This window comes from Halomonas icarae (assembly GCF_009901955.1).
GTDB classification, from domain to species: Bacteria; Pseudomonadota; Gammaproteobacteria; order Pseudomonadales; family Halomonadaceae; genus Halomonas; species Halomonas icarae.
The window spans coordinates 544,379-562,229 of record NZ_WUTS01000001.1 but is presented as its reverse complement, the minus strand read 5'-3'; the positions used below and the strand labels follow the sequence as shown (position 1 = coordinate 562,229).

Sequence of the window (17,851 nt, the reverse complement as noted above, 5' to 3'; positions counted from 1 at the left end):
GTCAATCTCCCAGGCGATGGCTCCAGCCCAGCTTGCTGCGCAGGACCTCGTAGAAGTTGTGCCCCACCGGATGCACCAGATGCACCGTCTGAGGCTTGCGGCGAATCACCAGGACATCATCGGGCTTGGCCACCGCCCGGGTCTGCCCATCGCAGCTGATATGCGGGTAGGTCTGGTTGGTCTCACCGATATGAATACGAATCTCGCTGGAGGCATCCACCACGATGGGGCGGCTCGACAGGGTATGCGGGAACATTGGCACCAGAGTGAGCACATCGAGGCGCGGGTGCATGATCGGCCCACCGCCGGAGAGCGAATAGGCGGTCGAGCCGGTGGGAGTGGCGATGATCAGGCCATCGCTGCGCTGACTATAGACGAACTGGCCATCGAGAAACAGCTCGAACTCGATCATCCTCACCGCCTTGCCAGGGTGCAGCACGACCTCGTTGAGCGCATCGCCACTGCCCATCAGGGTATCGTCACGATAGAGCTCGGCATCGAGCAGGAAGCGCTCCTCTACCTCATAGTGTCCCTCGAGCACTTCCCCGACCCGCTCCTCCAGTTCGTCGGGGGAGATATCGGTCAGAAACCCCAGCCGGCCACGGTTGACACCTAGTACCAGGGTGCCGCTATGACAGAGGGTACGGGCTGCGCCCAGCAGGCTGCCATCGCCACCCACCACGATCACCAGATCGCACAACTCACCGAGCATTCGCCGGCTGGCCTCGGGGTGACCATGGTCGAGCAGTACCGTGGCGGTGCGATCCTCGACGATGACATGTAAACCACGCTCGTCGAGAAAGCGCATCAGGCGCTTGAGGGTTTCGACCACCCCGGCGCTGCCCAGGCGGCCGATCAGACCAATATGGTGGAAAGGTGGCGTCTCACGCCCCATCGCCGTTCTCTGTTGGGGTGACATTCGGGGGCCTCTCGCAGCTCAGCGGCTCATTATGGCGAGCGCTCTGCTCACGAGCAAACACGACCTCAGGCCAGCGAGGCAGATCGCCGACGCACCCACCACTCGTTGAGCAACAGTGCCGCCAGGATGATGCCCCCTCCCAACCCGAGACGAACGAGGTCGGCATCCCGATTCCAGATCGCCAGGTTGACCACCAGCCCCGCCGGAATCAGCGCATTGTTCATGATCGCCAGGGCCCCGGCATCGACCCGCACTGCGCCGAGGTTCCACAGGAAGTAGCCCAGGCCGGAGGCGATCAGCCCCAGCCACAGCAACACGCCCCACTGAACGTCGGTAGAGGGAAGCGCGGCGGCATTGCCGAGCAGGGCGAAGGCCGGCACCGCCACGACCAGGGCCCCGAGGTAGAACCAGGCGAAGACGCTGTAGCGCGGCAACGACTCGGGCAGCTCGGCCGACAGCCGTCGATAGCCCACCTGACCAAGGGCGAAGCAGAGGTTGGCGCCCTGCACGACCAGAAAGCCCATCCAGAAGCCCCCGTCAACGCCGTCGTAACGGATCACCGCAGCCCCCAGCACGGCCAGCGTCGCGGTAATCAGATAGAAGGGGGTAAAACGCCCAAAGAGTGCATCGTCGAGCAGGGTAATATAGATCGGCGTGAAGATGGTGAACAGCAACACCTCCGGCACCGAAAGGAGCAGGAACGACTGGTAGAAGAACAGGTACATCACTCCGAGCTGAACCGCCCCCAGCCCCATCAGCACCCAGCGCTGGCGCCCCTTCAGCAGTCGTGGGCGCAGAAACGGCAGGAAGACCAGCGCCGCCAGTGCAACCCTCATCAACACCGCAAAGTAGCTATCCACCTGACCAGCGAGATAGACGCCGATCAGCGAGAAGGAGAACGCCCAGAGCACGGTAACGCCAATCAGATACCCCATTGGTAAACCTCTTCCAAAAAAAAAGTTTACCAAGCTTACACGCGCGGTATGCAGACTGCCAAGCCTCATGGGAACGAAGTGTCAGACGCTGGAGAGGCGCCACCAGGCATATACCACTCCCGGCACCCATCCAAGCAGGGTTAACGCCAGGGCGATCAGCACGGGGCGTGCCCCCAGCCCGGCAAGCCCCAGGGCCAGTGGAGGCAACAGGATCGCCAGCATGCGCAGTGCCAGGCGTACACGAGGCGGTGCCTCGAAAACCGCGTCCGGTGACGCCGAGGAGTGACCGACGGCGCCCCCCTCTTGCGCTGGCGGTATAAAGGTACCCACGCTGGCGTCCTTCGCCGAAGCATCCTGTTCATTGGCCTGGGGTTGTTCATGGGACAGAGCTTGACGATGAGCCTCATGGTCGATCTTCTGGTCGATGGAATCGGCCCCCTCGGCCAGCTCGCCATGATAGCGCTCCCACTCCTCCCAGTCGTGGGGCGTACCAGCCCGGGGACGGTGATCGCCAGACTCCCGGGCACGCGCCCAAGCCTTCTCTTCCAGTGTGTTGGGGCGCTCGCGGTCGCGCTCGCCATCCAGCCCCTTACGGGCGAGGTATTCGCGTGCATCCATGGATAACCTCCAGGGAACATAAGATGGTGATAGGTTTGAGGGAGTGACGGCATCCCGGGTTCCCCGGGACCACAAGCGTTGAAGGTGGCTCGCCCGGACACGACGGAGAACCGTCACGGTCGGCTATGCTAAAGGCAAACCGGCACAAGGAGACCCTCATGGCCAACAAGGCTCCCACCATCGTACGTGAGATCATGTCCCGCGACTGCTACCGGGTCACCAACAAGACCTCGGTCGCCACGCTGGCCCAGGGGCTTGCCCTGCACCGCCTGCCCGGCGCACCGGTGGTCGATGGAAACGACCAGCTTATCGGCTTCATCTCGGAGCAGGATGTGATGGGCAAGGTGTTGGAGAGCGCCTATCTCAACGACGAGCCGCCGCTGGTCAGCGACCTGATGCGCCATGAGGTCCTCTCGGTGTCACCCACCAAGAGCATCACCGACTTGGCCCAGGAGATGCTCGGCAACAAGCCCAAGGTCTATCCGGTCGTCGAGCAGAATCGGCTGGTAGGCATCGTGACCCGCCGCGACGTACTCGACGCCATCCTGCGCATGCGTCACCGCTGACCGCTGACCGCTGATTGATAAGTAGCATTCAACTGGCCCCCCTTTCTTGCCCCGTCGACCGGTGGGGCAAACATGTTGGTGCCAGCAGGCCTGCCCCCTCAAGCCGACCTCTTGCCATCGGGAGCGACCAGCATTGACCCAGAAAAAAGAGGCCGCTCCCGAAGGAACGGCCAAGATGCGATCGAAACTGCCAGCGGAGCAACAGTGTTAGCGACTGCCATCGCGACTGGCTGTACAGAGTCAGACAGCCACTGGCGAGAAAGTTCGCGACAAGCCAAAATTTTTTCATTTATTTTCGAACAGAGCGTCAATGAAAACAGCTGCTTGACGCCGTTCCAGCAATATATCGAACAAACTGATAGTGAAGCCCACGCATCATCAGGCCGGCAGATCAGGTCCAGCAACGGTCTCGAAGCTCCCGGCAAATGCCGCAAAACAACGGGTTATCGACGCAGGACCAGGAAACCCACAAGACGACTTGCAATAGGCAAGGCGTTGGTTTTACTATCGAAAACGACTCGCGGGTGTAGCTCAATGGTAGAGCAGAAGCTTCCCAAGCTTAAGACGAGGGTTCGATTCCCTTCACCCGCTCCAGGTTTTCCTTCCCTCCGTGACCTGCGCACCTCTACTGATGTCACGCCTGAGCTTGCCATGGCCCTCTATCTGCTGGTCTTTGTCGTCTGTCTGCTGATCTTCGGCGGCATGGTTGGCCTGCTGCTGCTCTCCGGCACACCACGTTTTCGTACCGACCCCGAACGACTGTTGATCCTCTTCGACCAGGCACTGGAGGGCCGCGTCGACGAGAGCGAGTGGAATGCCATCATGGGGTATCCAATCCGCCATGATGACTACCTGGATGGTGTGCGCCGTCGGGCCCAGCGCCTGATGGACGCGCATGGCAACCACGGCCGCGCCGCGAGGGGCAAGTCGTTGCTGGATGAACAGGGACATGACGAGCTCGCAGCACTGCGCGCCCACCTGGCGCGCCGCCAGGCACTGCGCGAGCGTCAACGCAGCGTGAAATGAGACATTCTGCCGCACGGGGTAGGATGGTATCTCGCCCGCCGCTCGAAGGGAGCCCGCCATGTCCAGCGTGATCCGCCAGATTCCCCTCGACACCGCCACTCGCCACCATGCCCACGATTACCATCAGGTAGTAATCGGACTGCACGGCCGCGCGGAATTCGAGATCGAAGGGCTTGGCGGTGTTATCTCGGCGCTTTCCGGCTGCATCGTGCCGGCCAATCATGTGCACTACTACGCAGGCACCGGCGACAACCGCCAACTCATTCTCGATCTATCGACAAGATCCGCCGCCCTTACCGGTCCTCAGCAAGACCTTGCACGCCTCTTCGACGCACCACGCTTCTTTACCCTGGATGACCCGCTCAAGCGTTACATGGGATTTCTACTGGAGGAGCTCAATTACTCGACACCGGATCCACAACAGGGTGACCGACTCGCTGCAACGCTGCTGGGCTGCCTACACGCCCGCCTGGCCTGTAAGGCGAAAGCCTCCCCTTCCAGGCTCGATATGGTGCGTCTGGATCGCTTCATCGAGGCTCATCTGGCCAGCCGCTTCAGTGTGGCCGACCTGGCTCGGGTGGCATGCCTCAGCGAGGCTCACTTCCGACACTGCTTTCGCCAGCAGACTGGGCTCACGCCCTGGCAATATGTGCGACGCCGTCGCCTCGAGGCCGCTCGCCGGTTACTCGACGACAGCCGCCTGCCGCTGGCGGAGATCGCCGCCTTGACCGGTTTCAGTAACCAGAGCGCGCTCTCCCACGCCTGCCGCCAAGCCTATGGACAGCCGCCAAGCCGCCTGCGACGGCGCTTCGCCAGTTCCTCACGGCGTAACGACGATGCCTTGCGATGCACCTCCCTAACCTGATCTCAGACGAAAGTCTAACGACCTGAAGCCATCGTCGGATAACGCACGCGCTTTTTGCAATAACTCCCGCGGAATCCACAAGCATCCTCGACGCTGGGCACCTACAGTTAGGGTGAGGCCAGGCTGCGACAGTCTCACTCTCATCGCAACCGCACCGGCACAACGCCGCAAGTTGTCGTGCCGAGTACCACACTCGCCGGAGGAGATCATGCGAACAGCGAATCACTGTAACGCTTGACGAGGCCCGGCGTGACGCCATCGAAGCCAAAAAACCAAGACGCTATCGAAACAACAAAACCAAGAAAGCGATGCCCGGCTGTCCCCCCCCCCTGGGCAGCGGCATCAACGACTCGGAGCCTGGCTCCGCCCTGACGAACTGGAGAGTTTTCATGGAAACTGGTGTATGGATCAGCCTGATGGGCTACTTCGTACTCATGATCGCCATCGGCGTTTATGCGATGCAGAAGGCCACCTCGTCATCCGAAGATTATATGCTGGGCGGACGCGGCCTGAGTCCCAAGGTGGCCGCGCTATCCGCCGGTGCCTCGGACATGAGCGGCTGGCTGCTACTGGGGCTGCCCGGGGCGCTGTTCGTGTCGGGGCTCGGCTCGGCCTGGATCGGCATCGGCCTGCTAGTGGGCGCCTTCTTCAACTGGACTCTGGTCGCCCCGCGTCTGCGTGAGCAAACCGTCCACTACGGCAACGCGATCACCATCCCCGAGTTCCTGGCTAACCGCTTTCCGACTCGAGCACTGTCACTGCGCACCGTATCAGCGGTCGTCATCGTCATCTTCTTCGCCGTCTACACCGCCTCCGGCCTGGTGGCGGGCGGCAAGCTGTTCGAGAGCGCCTTCGCCGGCATTTTCAACTTTGGCGGCTTGAGCGACTATGCAGCGGGAGTCGTCATCACTCTTGGTATCGTGCTGGTCTACACCGTCATCGGCGGCTTTCTGGCCGTTAGCCTGACCGATTTTGTGCAGGGCTGCATCATGATGCTGGCACTGGTGATCATGCCGGCGGTGGTGCTCTTCGGCGAGGGCGGCGGCGGCTACTCCCAGGCCTCGCAGACGCTCAACGAGGTAGACCCCACCCTGCTGACCTGGACCGAGGGGCTGACAGTCATCGGCTGGCTATCGGCGGTCACCTGGGGGCTGGGCTATTTCGGTCAGCCGCACATCATCGTGCGCTTCATGGCCATTCGCAGCCTCAAGGAGGTTCCGATAGCGCGCAACATCGGCATGTCCTGGATGGCCATCTCCCTGATTGGGGCCGTGTCGCTGGGCATCTTCGGCCGGGCCTACGCCGTGCGCAACGGGATGAACGTCGAGGACCCGGAGACCATCTTCATCATCCTCGCCGATCTGCTGTTTCATCCGCTGATCACCGGCTTCCTCTATGCCGCGCTTCTCGCGGCGATCATGAGTACCATCTCCAGCCAGCTCCTGGTCTCCTCCTCATCACTGACCGAGGACTTCTACCGGCTCTTCCTACGCAAGCAGGCATCTGACAAGGAGACGGTGGCGATCGGTCGCCTCTGCGTGGTGCTGGTGGGCATCGTCGCCGTGATCATCGCCTCCAACCCCGACTCCCAGGTACTAGGACTGGTCAGCAACGCCTGGGCTGGCTTCGGCTCGGCCTTCGGCCCGCTGATCATCCTCTCGTTGATGTGGCGGCGCACCAACGGCGCCGGTGCCATCGCCGGCATGGTGGTAGGCGCCCTCACCGTCATGATCTGGATCTCGCTGGGCTGGAACGGCTCCTTCATGGGCGGGCCCGGTGTCTACGAGATCATCCCCGGCTTCATCGCCGCCTGGGTGGCCATCATGGCGGTGAGCCTCGCCACCGCCGATGCCGGCGAGTATCAGCATATCGAGCGGTAATTCGGTGCCCGAGGGCGCCGAACCCAGCAACACCACGTGGCCCCGTGACCGGGGCCATTAGCAGGAGAAATCAACCATGAATCACGCCACCCCGGGTCCCCAGGGGGTCGAGAACGTCCTCCGCGCGCGCATCCGCGAGCACTATTCGATCGATGAAGCCAGCGTGCTGAAAGGACTGGTGGAGCAGCTGCGCCTTTCCGAAGAGGAGCGCCAGCGCGTGGCTGAGGCCGGCGCCAACTACGTGGCGCGGGTGCGCAAGGAAACCTCGCCGAGCATGATGGAGTCGTTCCTGGCCGAATACGGGCTCTCCACCGCCGAGGGCGTCGGCCTGATGTGCCTGGCCGAAGCGCTGCTGCGCGTGCCCGATGCGGAGACCATCGACGACCTGATCCACGACAAGATCGAGCCCTCTGACTGGGGCGCGCACCTGGGCAAGTCCTCCTCGTCGATGGTCAACGCCTCGACCTGGGCGCTGATGTTGACCGGCAAGGTACTCGAGGAGGATCCCAAGGGTCCGGTACGTGCGCTGCGGGGCCTGGTGCGCCGCATGGGCGAACCGGTGGTGCGCACCGCAGTTAGCCAGTCGATGAAGATTCTCGGCCGTCAGTTCGTGCTCGGCCAGACCATCGAGGAGGGCATGAAGAATGCCCGGGAGCTCGAGAAGCAGGGCTACACCTACTCCTACGACATGCTGGGCGAGGCGGCGCGCACCGACGCCGACGCACTGCGCTATCACCAGGCCTACGCCACGGCGATCGAGGCGATCGCCAAACAGGCCAAGGGCGACGTGCGCTCAAGCCCCGGTATCTCGGTGAAGCTGTCGGCGCTACATCCTCGCTACGAGTATACGCACCGCGATACCGTGATGAGGGTCCTGGTGCCCCGGGCACAGGAGCTGGTGAAGCAGGCGGCCAAGGCCAACATCGGCTTCAACATCGATGCCGAGGAGCAGGACCGCCTGGATCTGTCGCTGGACGTGATCGAGGCGCTGCTCTCCGACCCGGAACTCGATGGCTGGGACGGCTTCGGGGTGGTGGTGCAGGCCTATGGGCGCCGCGCCGCACCAGTGATTGAGGCCCTTCACGAGATGGCCGAGCGCTTTGATCGCAAGATCATGGTGCGGCTGGTGAAGGGGGCTTACTGGGACACCGAGATCAAGCTGGCCCAGGAGATGGGCGTCGAGACCTTCCCTGTCTTTACCCGCAAGGTCAATACCGACGTCAGCTACATGGCCTGCGCGCAGATGCTGCTCGACCGGCGCGATCGCATCTACCCGCAGTTCGCGACCCACAACGCCCATACCTGCGCGGCAATCATCGCCATGGCGGGCAGCGACAAGGAGAGCTACGAGTTCCAGCGCCTGCACGGCATGGGCGAGTCGCTGCACCATATCGTCAAGCAGTCGGAGGGCACCCACTGCCGTATCTATGCCCCGGTCGGCGCGCACCGCGACCTGCTGGCCTACCTGGTGCGCCGCCTGCTGGAGAACGGGGCGAACTCCTCGTTCGTCAATCAGGTGGTGGATGACACCATCCCGCCGAGCGAGGTCGCCAAGGACCCGGTCGCCGAACTCGAGCGCCTGGACGATGCCATCGCCAGCCCGTCGATCCGCCAACCCGGCGAGCTGTTCGCTCCAGAGCGCAAGAATTCCCGGGGTTACCGGATCAACGAGCCGGCCTCGATCCTGCCGCTGATCGAGGCCCGCGAGGCCTTCGCCGATACCACCTGGACGGCCGGGCCGATGCTTGCCGGCGGCCCAGCGCCCCAGGGCAAGGCGCGTGACACGCTCTCCCCCGCCGACACCTCCCGGGTGGTCGGCCAGGTCCACGAGGCGACCAGGGAGGAGGTGGCCGCCGCGCTGGACGCTGCCGAGGGTGGCTACCACGAGTGGTCGGCGCGGCCGGCGGCGGAGCGCGCCGAGGTGCTGCGCCGGACCGCCGATCTCTACGAGGAGCACATCGCCGAGCTGACCGTGATCTGCACCCGCGAGGCCGGCAAGATGCTCTTCGACGGCATCGCCGAGGTGCGCGAGGCGGTGGACTTCCTGCGCTACTACGCCAACGAGAGCGAGCGCCTCGAGGCCGAGGAGCCCGGCAGCGCCCGCGGCCTCTTCGTCTGCATCAGTCCGTGGAACTTCCCGCTGGCGATCTTCACCGGCCAGATCGCGGCCGCGCTGGGGGCCGGCAACGCCGTACTCGCCAAGCCCGCCGAGCAGACGCCACTGATCGCCGCCCGGGCCGTCGAGCTGATGCGCGAGGCCGGGCTGCCTGAGGCGGCGCTGCAGCTGCTGCCCGGCGATGGGCCGACGGTGGGTGGCCCCTTGACCAGCGATCCGCGCATCGCCGGCGTCTGCTTCACCGGCTCCACCGAGGTGGCGCAGATCATCCACAAGGCGCTCGCTCAGAACGCCGGGCCCGATGCGGTGCTGATCGCCGAGACCGGTGGACTCAACGCCATGATCGTGGACTCCAGCGCGCTCACCGAGCAGGCGGTGCGCGACATCCTGATCTCCTCCTTCCAGTCGGCCGGCCAGCGCTGCTCTGCGCTGCGCATGCTCTACGTCCAGGAGGAGGCACGCGAACGACTCTTGACCATGCTCGACGGTGCCATGGACGCGCTGGTGATCGGCGACCCCTGGAACACCGACACCGACGTCTCGCCGGTGATCGACGCCGAGGCCCAGGCCGATATCACCGCCTACGTGGAAGCCCAGCGCAAGGCCGGCCGGCTGCTGAAGACGCTGCCCGCACCGGCGGAGGGCACCTTCGTCACCCCGGCGGTGGTCGAGGTCGACGGCATCAGTGATCTCGAGCGCGAGATCTTCGGGCCGGTGCTGCATGTGGCCACCTTCAAGGCGCGGGAGATCGACGAGGTGGTCGATGCGATCAACGCCAAGGGGTATGGACTGACCTTCGGCCTGCACACCCGCATCGACGATCGCGTACAGCAGATCGTCGAGCGGATCCATGTCGGCAACGTCTACGTCAACCGCAACCAGATCGGCGCCATCGTCGGCTCCCAACCCTTCGGCGGCGAGGGGCTCTCGGGTACCGGACCCAAGGCCGGCGGGCCGCTCTACGTCACTCGCTTTCGCCGCACCGCCGAGGTCGAGCGTCACGAAGCGCCGCGGGGCGACGCCGTGTCGCTCGGCGATCTGCAGTCGGGCCTCGACGGCCTCGACCCGCGCAACTGGGCGGCGCGGCCCGACCGGGTCGAGGTGCTGCGCCGGGCGCTCTCCGGACAACGCGGCGTGATCCGCAAGGCGCTGGCCGAAACGGCGTCTCTGGACATGACGCCGCAGTCGCTACCGGGACCGACCGGAGAGAGCAACCGGCTCGCGATGTACCCCAAGGGGCCGGTGCTCTGTCTCGGCCCGACGCTGGATATCGCCGTCGCCCAGGCGGTGCAGGCACTCGGTGCCGGCTGCCCGGCGCTGATCGTCGCACCGGGCGCGGCCGAAGCCGTACAGCCCCTCGAGCGGGCCGGAGCGCCGGTCGCCGGGCTCGACGGCCGCGTCTCGGCCGATACGCTGAGCGCGATCGAGGGCTTCGTGGCGGTGGCCGCCGCCGGCAGCAGCGACTGGACCCGAGAGCTACGCCGGGCACTCGCCGAGCGCGACGGGCCCATCGTGCCGCTGGAGACCCAGACCATCGCGCCGGAGCGCTACGCAGTGGAACGCCACCTCTGCATCGACACCACCGCAGCCGGCGGCAACGCCAGCCTGCTGGCCACGGCCGAGTAGAATGCGGGAGAGGAAACCCCTCTCAGCCCATCCACAGCATGCAGGCCCTGGTCTGCCCCTTCCCACCAGCAGGCCGCCCTCGGGCGGCCTGCATCGTTTCTGCAGGTGTGCCATCGGCCGATTTTCGCCCTGCGCTCCAGCCCCAACGTTAAAACAACGCAAAACCTGCGGCATGCATCTAAAATGAATGCTCGGTGGCGGTGTCCTACCGCGCCAACGCTTGCAGGAGCCAAAACCATGCACAAGAGAACTCTCACCATCCTGATCGCGACGAGCGTTGCCGTCACCGCCAGCACCCAGGTCTTCGCCTACGGTGCCGGCGACTTCTTCGCCCGCCTCGGCGTGGCCAAGTTTTCGCCCAAGAGTGATAACGGTTCGCTGGCCAACGGGACACTCGATGTTGATGTCAAGGACGATAGCGCCTTCGCCTTTTCCCTGGGCTACCGCTTTACCGACAAGCTGGGCGTCGAGCTGCTGGCCTCAGATTCCTTCGACCATGACTTCACACTTGCCGGTGGTGCCGCTACCGGTTCAACAGACCATCTCCCGCCGACCCTAGCCGTACAGTACTATCCGCTGGGGGGCACCGACGCCTATGTCCAGCCCTATGTCGGCGTAGGCGTCAACTACACGACCTTCTCCGACGAGAAGCTCGACGGTTCCAGCGCAAAGCTTGAACTGGATGACTCATGGGGGGCAGCCGGCCAGCTGGGGGTGGATCTGCTGATCGACGACCGCTGGGCCCTTAGCGGCGCAGTCTGGTATATGGATATCGATTCCGACGCCAGCCTGGATGGGAATGACATCGGCAAGGTCGAGCTCGACCCGATACTGGTCATGGGTGGCATCAGCTACCACTTCTGACCATCCCCACCCCAGACACAACAGGGCCCGCCACTGGCGGGCCCTGCTGCATAAGCACCTGGCGATCAGGCACTCCATGATCCGCCCGGTTCGGATTGTTGGTCCTTCCACTTACCAGGCGCCACTATCCCGAGAGGGCCAGCCCCATCAGCAGCAAGGCAAACAGCCCCAGAGCCAGCAGGCTCCAGGGGGGCGTCAGCATTCGATGCTGCCAGCCGTGACTGGGCAACACCCCATAGGGGCGCAGGAAGGCCGCACCCAGCGCCCAGATGCCCAGCAGTATCAACGGCAGGCGCACCGCAAGCGGCAGACCAGTGATCAGTTCGGGGCGCAGCAGCAGCCACACCGCCAGCCCCGCCGCCAGAAGCAGGGCCAGCAGCGCCATCTCCAGACCGTATCGCGACTCCTTACGCTCCATGGGCACCCCCGTCTCTATCCACTGACTTCAGTGAAGACGATTCCCCCCGTTCTGGCGACCCTGAAGACGTTCCGGGCGCGCTGCGACACTCTGCCACCTCGGATAAAAAAACCTTGCGCTGGATCAACGTGCGGCGCCTAACGGCTCGTTAACATAAGCATGAAATCCGATGCGGCACCCCGTCGCAGAGAGCCAGCCACCAGGAGCCGAAGCATGCGCAAGAGCCCCCTCTCAATCCTGATTGCGGCGAGCATCACCGTCGTCGCCGTTACCGTCAGCAGCCAGGCCCTCGCCTACGGCGCCGGTGACGTCTTCACCCGTCTCGGCGTGGCCAAGGTCGCGCCCAAGAGCGATAACGGAAACCTAGTCAATGGTGCCGTTAAGGCGGACGTCCAAGACGAGACCGATTTTGCCTTTACCCTGGGTTATCGCTTTACCGACAAGATGGGCGTGGAGCTGCTGGCGGCTCTGCCCTTCAAACACGACATCGAGCTGAACGGGGCGAACCTGGCTTCCACCAAGCACCTTCCGCCGTCTCTGACCCTGCAGTACTATCCGCTGGGCGGCACCGACGCCTATGTACAGCCCTATATCGGCGTGGGCGTCAACTACACCCGCTTCTCCAACGAGAAGAGCGATCTAGGTGACCTGGAGCTGGACGACTCCTGGGGGGCCGCCGGCCAATTGGGGATCGACCTGTTGATCGACGATCACTGGGCGCTTAATGGCGCAGCCTGGTACCTCGACATCGATACCGATGCCAAGCTTGATGGTGCCGATATCGGCACCGTTAACATCGACCCTTGGGTGGTGATGGGGGCCGTCAGCTACCGCTTCTGATTCCACCTCACGCCGAACACAACAGGGCCCGCCAGTGGCGGGCCCTGTTGTGTTCGGCGTGCTGTTGTCCTGTTGTGCTGTTGTAACAGGGCCTGGCGACCAGGCAACTCGCTACCGAATCAGTTTTCGGTGATCAGGCGGTCGATCTCCTCCACCACCTGGCAGAGCAGCAGGCGGTCGCTGGCACGCCCTCCCTGCTGGGCAAAATAGGCCGCCAGGGCCGGGGCCACATCACAGCGCGCCGGCAGTGGAGCGCGACGCTCCACCAGGGCGTCCAGCCGGGCGATAAACACGAAACGCAACCACTGGGGAAGCGCCATGGTATCGACGCAGAAGGGCTCCTCGCTATCGAATGCCGAGGGCGCGGGCGTCTCCATCTTCCACAGGTTGGCGGCCTTCATGGTGGCCTCGAGCCAGCGCAGGGACTTGTCGAGTTCGTCGTGAACCGTCATCGGGGAAGCTCCCAGTCGAGTGTGGCGTCATTATCCCGCCCCCGGCGACCCGTGACCACCCGCCACCTAAAGGATCACGATATCGCGCTCCGCTCCGGGTAATTATCCCATGCTCATGGCTCATTCACAGTTTCCGTGAACGGCCCTGTGGATAACCGCTGGAAAGAGTTCGCTAGCCCTGATGCCATGGGAGACAGCGAACGGCGATCAAACTTTGACCATCCCTGGCACATCCTCGCCGAACCTGCTGACAGCCTGGTGATGCCACGGTAGAGTGCACGCTCAGACAAGCGGAGATGCCATGCAACCCATCCACACCCTTCACGACTTCTTCGTGCGCAGCGGGGCCGAGGTACGGCTCTACCACCTGGGCCGGCGCGTGGAGCCCTGCGAGATGGCGACCCTGGAAGCCCTGGAGGCCGGCACGGCGCCCTGGCCGGCTCCCTGGCAGGGCCAGGCCCGGCTGGGCCTGGTCTTCCGTCTTGGCGACATGCCCGACCCGCTGATCTGGTTCCTGGCACTGCCCCTCGATGAACAGGGCCGGCTCGACCCTGCATCCCGCGATGCCTTCGTGCAGCGGTTACTCGAGACCCTGGGCCGGAACGTGGCCAATGTCGGGCGCGAGGATGGCCAGGCGGTGGATAACCTGATGAAGGACAATCCGCTGGCCTTTACGCCATCGCTCCCCTTCCAGACCATGCTGCATGCCCTCGCCAGCCACGATCTGGGACGAGCGGCCAGCTCGCACCTGGAGCCGGTAGAGGCCTATCTCAGTGGTCAGCAGACGCTCGACTGGCAGGCGCTCGGCCTCCAGGGCCTGGCCGACTTTGCGGTACGTATGGGAGATGAGGAGAGTCGCCAGCTCGTCCGGCGGCTGCCCGACCTGCCCACCGCGATGCTCACCTCACTGTGCTACTGTCTCGAGCATGTCGCCATCGATGACCGGCTGGCCCAGGCGCTGCGCGTCCGGGGCGAGGCGGCTGCCGAGGCCGGCGATGTCGAGACCCTGTGTGCCTGTGTACGGGCGGCGTCGACCAGCGAGGCCGCCGGTGACTGGTTCGACAGCCTGCTGGCCGATGTCCACGCCTGTGGCCCCGATCTGCTGGCGGCCATCGCCGCGCGCGGCTGGCCGCTTCTCGAGGATGGTCAGCGGCTGCCGTGCTACCTTGAGCGCCTGGCAAGCTGCGAGCAGGCGGACTTCATGAGAGTGGCCCGCGACCTGGCCCTGATCCCCAGGCTGCGGCTGCCGGTGTTGATGATCTTGCGCGAGGCGCCCGCCGACTCGTCCATCGGCAAGCGGCTCGTGGCCCTGACGCGCTGAAGGCGAAGACGACCCATGACAACGATGAAAGAACTGCCCTATACCCCCAAGGCAATCATTGGCCGCCGGGAGATGGTCGAGCTGACCGACATGCAGCTGGTATTGTGCGCCAAGGCGGATACCGGGGCGCGTACCTCGGCGCTGCACGCGGAGGACATCACGACCTTCGAAGAGGAGGGAGAGCCGTGGGTCAGTTTTACCATCCCCGGCAGTGGCCCCGACTCGCCACCCCACGTCTTCCGCATGCCGCTCCACGACCGCCGCAAGGTACGCAGCTCCAACGGTCAACAGGAGTGGCGCTATGTGGTCCGCACGCCCATGCGGCTCGGCACCCTGGAGTACCCGGTGGAGTTCACCTTGACCGATCGACGCGACATGCGTCACCCCATGCTGTTGGGCCGGCGCGCTCTGCGCCGCCTGTTAGTAGCTCCCGGCGCCTCCTTTCTGCTCGGCGACCCCTGAATTCGCTTTCCCCCTCCGGAGCGACTCGATGCATTTTGCACTGCTGTCACGCAACCGTAATCTCTACTCCACTCGACGCCTGGTGGAGGCCGCCGAGCAGCGCGGCCACACCGCGCGAGTGGTCGACACCCTGCGCTGCTACATGAGCATCGCGGCTCACCAGCCATCGATCCACTACAAGGGCGGAGAGCTGGAGTCCTTCGATGCCGTGATCCCGAGGATCGGCGCCTCGGTAACCTTCTACGGCTGTGCGGTGCTGCGCCAGTTCGAGATGATGGGCACCTATGTGCTCAACGACAGCGTCGCGATCACTCGCTCGCGAGACAAGCTGCGCTCGCTGCAGCTACTCTCGCGCAAGGGGCTTGGCCTGCCGATCACCGGTTTTGCGCACTCCCCCGATGATATTCCCGACCTGATCACCATGGTCAAGAATGCTCCGCTGGTCATCAAGCTGCTCGAGGGCACCCAGGGGATCGGCGTAGTGCTGGCCGAGACCAACCAGGCGGCGGAGAGCGTGATCCAGGCCTTCATGGGCATGAAGGCCAACATCATGGTTCAGGAGTACATCAAGGAAGCCAAGGGTGCCGATATTCGCTGCCTGGTGATCGGCGACAAGGTCGTGGCCGCCATGAAACGTCAGGCCGCTGAGGGTGAGTTCCGATCCAACCTGCACCGCGGCGGTACCGCCAGTGTCATCCGGATCACCCCTGAGGAGCGCTCCACGGCGATCCGTGCCGCCAAGGCCATGGGCCTGCGAGTGGCCGGTGTCGACCTGCTACGCAGCAATCATGGTCCAGTCATCATGGAGGTCAACTCCTCGCCCGGCCTGCAGGGCATCGAGAGTGCCACCGGCAAGGATATCGCCGGCCTGATCATCGAGCACCTTGAGAAGAATGCGGCCCCGGCACGCAAGGCGCCACCTAAACCCAAGGGGTAATTGCCAGTTGCGCACAAGCCAGGCTCAATGGGCATTGCGATTTCCATACTTATTCCAGTCTGGGGGTAGCAAAACACTGTTTTCCCCGCCACAATCTGCGTCACCAAAGGGGGTGACCGCTCATGTTTCTCGACAATCGCCAGGTGGCGATGGACAGCGTGCTGGAAGCGCTGGCTGACAGCATCGACTATTTTCAGGACAATCTGGAGCGCCTGCGGCCAACGCTGCGTGATGCTCTCAAGCCTCACTATGAGACACGCAGCCGTTCAATGCGCGAGCTGCAATCACTCGCCCGGGAGCATCTCAACATGCTGCCGCGTGATGCCGATGTCGAACGCGACGACTACATGTGGTTGTGGAGCCGGCTGAAGAGCTTCGTCGGCAACGAGCGTCAGGTGGTGATCGGAGAGCTCCTGGAACAGGAGCGAGTGCTGATGCAGTCGCTCTCCAATCTGATGACCCACCCCCTGCCAGATGAGGTCGAGTCGAAGGCAGAAGAGTGCTGGAAGGGCTGCCGGGCACTGATTCGCGAGCTCTATGCCCTGCAGAAGACCCGTGACAAGCGGCGCTGAGGCATCTTCTCAGCGCTTTTCGCCCGATGGTGTATCGGCCGCCCAGCCCTCCTGGTCAGTAGTGCGTCGCTGCGGGGTGATGACCAGCGGCTCTCGGGGTCCCAGGAAGTAGGGCTCACGGTCCCATAGATAGAGATCCCCCAGGGTAGCCAGTCGCGCTACCCACTCCCGTGCCGCCAGCCGCCACTGCCCCTTTACCTTCCGCTCCTTCACCGCACAGCCCTGGGCCTCGATCCCCAGCGCCTCGGCAATAAACAGCGCCCGTGGTAGATGCCACTCTTGCGTGATCAGCAGCGCACGCTCCACGCCAAATACCGCCTTCGCGCGAGCCAGCGTATCGAAGGTGCTTAAGCCTGCGTAATCCAGCGTCATGGCCGTTTCGGGCACCTCACGACCGCGCAGGTCACGCCACATGGTAATGGGTTCATTGTAGGAGAGGGTGCGGTTGTCACCGGAGAGCAGCAGATGGTCGACACGCCCCAGGCGCAGCAAGCGAGCCGAGGCGCTCATACGCCCCTCGAAGTAGGGATTGCGAGTTCCACTGCGGGTCCAGTGGGAAGTACCGAAGACGATACCAACCTGTTCGGCATGACACTGGGACAGATGATAGTCGATGCGTTCGCGAGTCTGCCCCAGCACCCAAAGGTTGGCAGCCAGCATAAGCAACCCCGCCATCAACATCAGCGTGCCCAGCGCCATCAGGACGGCCCGAAGGATCCGCCATGCCATCCGCTTCATCGGCACCTCCTGTTCCCTCAGCGCTCTCCCCCGCTGGTCGATCATCGCGGGGTCAACGGCGCGAGCCGCTAGAACATGCCGAGCTCGAGCTTGGCCTCGTCGCTCATCATCTCACGGCTCCAGGGCGGGTCGAAGACGATCTCCGTATGCACCTTGCTGACCTGAGGGGCGCCAAGGATCTTGTTGCGTGCATCGGCAGCGATCACATCCCCCATGCCGCAGCCGGGGGCAGTCAACGTCATGCGAATGGTGACGATACGCTCGCCACTGATCAAGCGCTCGATCCGACAGCCATAGACCAGGCCCAAATCGACGATATTGACCGGAATCTCGGGGTCGAAGCAGGTGCGTAGCTGGTCCCACACAAACTGCTCGAGCTCCTCATCCGTGGCATCCTCATGCAGGGTCGGTCGCGGCATGGCCTCGAGCCCCACGGCGTCGAGATTGGCGCCCTCGATCAGGTAGAGGCGCCCCTCGTAGCCCACGCTGAGCGTACTGCCCTTGGCCTGCATCACGCTGACCACGCTATCCTCGGCAAGCGTCACGCTGTTGCCGAAGGGAATGGCGATCACCTCCACATCACGCTGAAGGGGCAGCTCCTGCCCCTTGTGAAGGCTCGCAATCTGCTCGATGTCGCTCATGGCGTTCCTTTTCTAGCGGTTCCTTGTCCGACCATTGCTCACCTGCCCATGGCTT

Annotated in this window: 18 protein-coding genes and 1 tRNA gene; 12 read left to right on the top strand and 7 right to left on the bottom strand. The window is 64.0% G+C overall.

All coding sequences use genetic code 11. The features are described 5' to 3' along the window. Position 1: 1 nt before the first annotated feature. The 3 genes from GRB80_RS02605 to GRB80_RS02595 form a co-directional block, all read right to left on the bottom strand. Entirely contained in the window at positions 2 to 919 is a 918-nt protein-coding gene (locus tag GRB80_RS02605) for an NAD(+) kinase (RefSeq protein WP_237561906.1), read from the bottom strand. Between the two features lie 65 nt (positions 920 to 984). Continuing rightward, entirely contained in the window at positions 985 to 1,854 is an 870-nt protein-coding gene (locus GRB80_RS02600; RefSeq protein ID WP_132044895.1) for a carboxylate/amino acid/amine transporter, read from the bottom strand. A gap of 81 nt (positions 1,855 to 1,935) precedes the next feature. Further along, a complete protein-coding gene (locus tag GRB80_RS02595) occupies positions 1,936 to 2,472 on the bottom strand; it encodes a YqaE/Pmp3 family membrane protein (protein WP_161422460.1) in 537 nt (178 codons plus the stop codon). A 158-nt stretch (positions 2,473 to 2,630) separates the two neighbouring features. On the opposite strand from GRB80_RS02595, the gene GRB80_RS02590 reads away from it, so the two are divergent. From GRB80_RS02590 to GRB80_RS02560, 7 genes are all read left to right on the top strand, one after another. After that, positions 2,631 to 3,038, top strand: a complete 408-nt coding sequence (locus GRB80_RS02590; RefSeq protein WP_132044891.1) for a CBS domain-containing protein — start codon at positions 2,631 to 2,633, stop codon at positions 3,036 to 3,038. Positions 3,039 to 3,558: 520 nt separating this feature from the next. Further along, positions 3,559 to 3,632, top strand: a tRNA-Gly gene (locus GRB80_RS02585). Between the two features lie 57 nt (positions 3,633 to 3,689). Next, positions 3,690 to 4,064: a hypothetical protein gene (locus tag GRB80_RS02580; protein ID WP_132045496.1), complete on the top strand. Its 375-nt coding sequence runs from the start codon at positions 3,690 to 3,692 to the stop codon at positions 4,062 to 4,064. 58 nt (positions 4,065 to 4,122) lie between these two features. Then, positions 4,123 to 4,929, top strand: a complete 807-nt coding sequence (locus tag GRB80_RS02575; RefSeq protein ID WP_161422459.1) for an AraC family transcriptional regulator — start codon at positions 4,123 to 4,125, stop codon at positions 4,927 to 4,929. Positions 4,930 to 5,318: 389 nt separating this feature from the next. Then, complete coding sequence (gene putP, locus GRB80_RS02570; protein WP_132045500.1) at positions 5,319 to 6,809, top strand: sodium/proline symporter PutP; 1,491 nt, start codon at positions 5,319 to 5,321, stop codon at positions 6,807 to 6,809. Between the two features lie 76 nt (positions 6,810 to 6,885). Next, the gene (putA, locus tag GRB80_RS02565; RefSeq protein ID WP_161422458.1) at positions 6,886 to 10,551 is read left to right on the top strand and encodes a bifunctional proline dehydrogenase/L-glutamate gamma-semialdehyde dehydrogenase PutA; all 3,666 of its coding nucleotides are present in this window, start codon (positions 6,886 to 6,888) and stop codon (positions 10,549 to 10,551) included. Between the two features lie 237 nt (positions 10,552 to 10,788). Continuing rightward, positions 10,789 to 11,415, top strand: coding sequence for an OmpW/AlkL family protein (locus GRB80_RS02560; protein ID WP_161422457.1), 627 nt, complete (start codon positions 10,789 to 10,791; stop codon positions 11,413 to 11,415). Between the two features lie 124 nt (positions 11,416 to 11,539). On the opposite strand, the gene GRB80_RS02555 is transcribed toward GRB80_RS02560, so the two are convergent. After that, positions 11,540 to 11,833 (bottom strand): hypothetical protein, encoded by a 294-nt coding sequence (locus GRB80_RS02555; protein WP_132045506.1) that lies wholly within the window; start codon positions 11,831 to 11,833, stop codon positions 11,540 to 11,542. Positions 11,834 to 12,046: 213 nt separating this feature from the next. Here GRB80_RS02555 and GRB80_RS02550 point away from each other — a divergent pair, with 213 nt between their 5' ends. Beyond that, a complete protein-coding gene (locus GRB80_RS02550) occupies positions 12,047 to 12,673 on the top strand; it encodes an OmpW/AlkL family protein (RefSeq protein WP_161422456.1) in 627 nt (208 codons plus the stop codon). A gap of 119 nt (positions 12,674 to 12,792) precedes the next feature. On the opposite strand, the gene GRB80_RS02545 is transcribed toward GRB80_RS02550, so the two are convergent. Then, positions 12,793 to 13,125: a YqcC family protein gene (locus GRB80_RS02545; RefSeq protein ID WP_161422455.1), complete on the bottom strand. Its 333-nt coding sequence runs from the start codon at positions 13,123 to 13,125 to the stop codon at positions 12,793 to 12,795. 301 nt (positions 13,126 to 13,426) lie between these two features. Here GRB80_RS02545 and GRB80_RS02540 point away from each other — a divergent pair, with 301 nt between their 5' ends. The 4 genes from GRB80_RS02540 to GRB80_RS02525 all read left to right on the top strand — a co-directional run bounded on the left by GRB80_RS02540 (position 13,427) and on the right by GRB80_RS02525 (position 16,417). Next, the gene (locus tag GRB80_RS02540) at positions 13,427 to 14,446 is read left to right on the top strand and encodes a DUF3549 family protein (RefSeq protein WP_161422454.1); all 1,020 of its coding nucleotides are present in this window, start codon (positions 13,427 to 13,429) and stop codon (positions 14,444 to 14,446) included. Positions 14,447 to 14,470: 24 nt separating this feature from the next. Further along, on the top strand, positions 14,471 to 14,908 hold the full coding sequence (locus tag GRB80_RS02535; RefSeq protein ID WP_132045163.1) for an ATP-dependent zinc protease family protein: 438 nt from the start codon (positions 14,471 to 14,473) through the stop codon (positions 14,906 to 14,908). 28 nt (positions 14,909 to 14,936) lie between these two features. After that, positions 14,937 to 15,845: a 30S ribosomal protein S6--L-glutamate ligase gene (gene rimK, locus GRB80_RS02530; protein WP_161422453.1), complete on the top strand. Its 909-nt coding sequence runs from the start codon at positions 14,937 to 14,939 to the stop codon at positions 15,843 to 15,845. Between the two features lie 122 nt (positions 15,846 to 15,967). Beyond that, positions 15,968 to 16,417 carry a hypothetical protein gene (locus GRB80_RS02525; protein ID WP_132045074.1) on the top strand — a complete coding sequence of 150 codons (450 nt, stop codon included), beginning with the start codon at positions 15,968 to 15,970 and terminating at the stop codon, positions 16,415 to 16,417. A gap of 9 nt (positions 16,418 to 16,426) precedes the next feature. Here GRB80_RS02525 and GRB80_RS02520 read toward each other — a convergent pair whose 3' ends face one another. Together GRB80_RS02520 and sufT are read right to left on the bottom strand one after the other, a co-directional pair. Further along, positions 16,427 to 17,155, bottom strand: coding sequence for a SanA/YdcF family protein (locus tag GRB80_RS02520; RefSeq protein ID WP_161422452.1), 729 nt, complete (start codon positions 17,153 to 17,155; stop codon positions 16,427 to 16,429). A gap of 68 nt (positions 17,156 to 17,223) precedes the next feature. Then, positions 17,224 to 17,796 carry a putative Fe-S cluster assembly protein SufT gene (gene sufT / locus GRB80_RS02515; RefSeq protein WP_161422451.1) on the bottom strand — a complete coding sequence of 191 codons (573 nt, stop codon included), beginning with the start codon at positions 17,794 to 17,796 and terminating at the stop codon, positions 17,224 to 17,226. Positions 17,797 to 17,851 lie beyond the last annotated feature (55 nt).

Bases quoted from the DNA above. Each gene is read 5' to 3' on its own strand.
- putA (WP_161422458.1), top strand. From the start codon at position 6,886: ATGAATCACGCCACCCCGGGTCCCCAGGGGGTCGAGAACGTCCTCCGC.
- GRB80_RS02555 (WP_132045506.1), bottom strand. From the start codon at position 11,833: ATGGAGCGTAAGGAGTCGCGATACGGTCTGGAGATGGCGCTGCTGGCC.
- GRB80_RS02520 (WP_161422452.1), bottom strand. From the start codon at position 17,155: ATGAAGCGGATGGCATGGCGGATCCTTCGGGCCGTCCTGATGGCGCTG.
- GRB80_RS02545 (WP_161422455.1), bottom strand. From the start codon at position 13,125: ATGACGGTTCACGACGAACTCGACAAGTCCCTGCGCTGGCTCGAGGCC.
- GRB80_RS02550 (WP_161422456.1), top strand. From the start codon at position 12,047: ATGCGCAAGAGCCCCCTCTCAATCCTGATTGCGGCGAGCATCACCGTC.
- GRB80_RS02540 (WP_161422454.1), top strand. From the start codon at position 13,427: ATGCAACCCATCCACACCCTTCACGACTTCTTCGTGCGCAGCGGGGCC.
- rimK (WP_161422453.1), top strand. From the start codon at position 14,937: ATGCATTTTGCACTGCTGTCACGCAACCGTAATCTCTACTCCACTCGA.
- GRB80_RS02575 (WP_161422459.1), top strand. From the start codon at position 4,123: ATGTCCAGCGTGATCCGCCAGATTCCCCTCGACACCGCCACTCGCCAC.
- GRB80_RS02580 (WP_132045496.1), top strand. From the start codon at position 3,690: ATGGCCCTCTATCTGCTGGTCTTTGTCGTCTGTCTGCTGATCTTCGGC.
- GRB80_RS02595 (WP_161422460.1), bottom strand. From the start codon at position 2,472: ATGGATGCACGCGAATACCTCGCCCGTAAGGGGCTGGATGGCGAGCGC.
- putP (WP_132045500.1), top strand. From the start codon at position 5,319: ATGGAAACTGGTGTATGGATCAGCCTGATGGGCTACTTCGTACTCATG.
- sufT (WP_161422451.1), bottom strand. From the start codon at position 17,796: ATGAGCGACATCGAGCAGATTGCGAGCCTTCACAAGGGGCAGGAGCTG.
- GRB80_RS02560 (WP_161422457.1), top strand. From the start codon at position 10,789: ATGCACAAGAGAACTCTCACCATCCTGATCGCGACGAGCGTTGCCGTC.
- GRB80_RS02590 (WP_132044891.1), top strand. From the start codon at position 2,631: ATGGCCAACAAGGCTCCCACCATCGTACGTGAGATCATGTCCCGCGAC.
- GRB80_RS02600 (WP_132044895.1), bottom strand. From the start codon at position 1,854: ATGGGGTATCTGATTGGCGTTACCGTGCTCTGGGCGTTCTCCTTCTCG.
- GRB80_RS02535 (WP_132045163.1), top strand. From the start codon at position 14,471: ATGAAAGAACTGCCCTATACCCCCAAGGCAATCATTGGCCGCCGGGAG.
- GRB80_RS02605 (WP_237561906.1), bottom strand. From the start codon at position 919: ATGTCACCCCAACAGAGAACGGCGATGGGGCGTGAGACGCCACCTTTC.
- GRB80_RS02525 (WP_132045074.1), top strand. From the start codon at position 15,968: ATGTTTCTCGACAATCGCCAGGTGGCGATGGACAGCGTGCTGGAAGCG.